The sequence below is a fragment of the Streptomyces sp. B93 genome, assembly GCF_018070565.1.
Lineage (GTDB): Bacteria > Actinomycetota > Actinomycetes > Streptomycetales > Streptomycetaceae > Streptomyces.
Genome location: NZ_JAGPXL010000117.1, coordinates 1 through 1,068 on the forward strand (window position 1 = coordinate 1; position 1,068 = coordinate 1,068).

Genomic DNA, 1,068 nt, shown 5'->3' on the forward strand with positions numbered 1-1,068 from the left:
CATGAACGCCGTCAGCACACCGGGGACCGCCGACCGTGTCCTCGTCGTCGACGACGATCCCGGCATCCGGCGCCTGCTGGTCTCCGCCCTGGAGTTCGCCGGGTTCGAGGTGGACGCGGCGGGCGACCTGACCGAGACCCTCGACCGGGTCGCCCGCCGCCCCCCGGACGTCGTCGTCCTGGACGTGATGCTCCCCGGCGCCGACGGCTTCGAGATCCTCCAGCTCCTGCGCGAACGCGCCATCGACGTACCCGTCCTCTTCCTCACCGCCCGCGACGCCGTCGAGGACCGGGTACGCGGACTGCGCCTGGGCGGCGACGACTACGTCACCAAACCCTTCAGCGTCGTCGAGGTCGGCGCCCGCCTCCAGGCCCTGCTGCGCCGCGCCCGCGGCACGGCACCCGCCACCGAGGAGACAGCCCTGCGCTGCGCCGACCTCACCCTCGACGACCCCCGCCACGAGGTCCGCCGCGCGGGCCGGCTCATCGACCTCTCCCCCACCGAATACCGCCTGCTCCACCACCTGCTGACCCACCAGGGCCAGGTCCTCTCCCGCGCCCAGATCCTCGAAGCCGTCTGGCAGTACGACTTCGGCGGCGACACCGTCGTCGTCGAACGCTTCGTCTCCAACCTCCGCCGCAAGATCGACCACGGACACACACCCCTGCTGCACACCGTCCGCGGCGTCGGCTACACCCTCCGAGAGCAGGACGACACGTGAAACTCCGCGGCCGTCTTCCCTGGGCCGTCTCCAGCGTCCGACTGCGCCTGCTCGCCGGGCTGGCCGTCCTGCTCGTCTTCGGTCTGGCCGCCAGCGCCGTCATCAGCGCCTTCCTGCTGGAGAGCTTCCTGGACAAGCGCAACCAGGACACCCTCAAGGCCACTGCCGAACGTCTGACGCGGGTCATCGGCCAGGGTCCGCAGACCGCCGACGCCGACCAGCTCGGCGCCCTCCTCGGCACACCCCTGGGCACGGTCGCCGTCGACGCGGACAACAGGGTTCTCCTGAGCACCGGTTCCGCCTCCCGGGCCGCCGACGAGCTGGCCGCGCTCAGCCTGACCTCGCCG

At 72.0% G+C, this 1,068-nt stretch carries 2 protein-coding genes; both read left to right on the forward strand.

What is annotated here, in order from left to right; translation table 11 throughout:
* The first annotated feature begins 1 nt into the window (after nt 1).
* Nucleotides 2-721, forward strand: coding sequence for a response regulator transcription factor (locus KBY47_RS36170; RefSeq protein WP_210928875.1), 720 nt, complete (start codon nt 2-4; stop codon nt 719-721).
* Nucleotides 718-1,068: hypothetical protein (locus KBY47_RS36175; protein WP_210928877.1), on the forward strand; the 351-nt coding region annotated here is incomplete at its 3' end. The genes KBY47_RS36170 and KBY47_RS36175, both read left to right, overlap by 4 nt.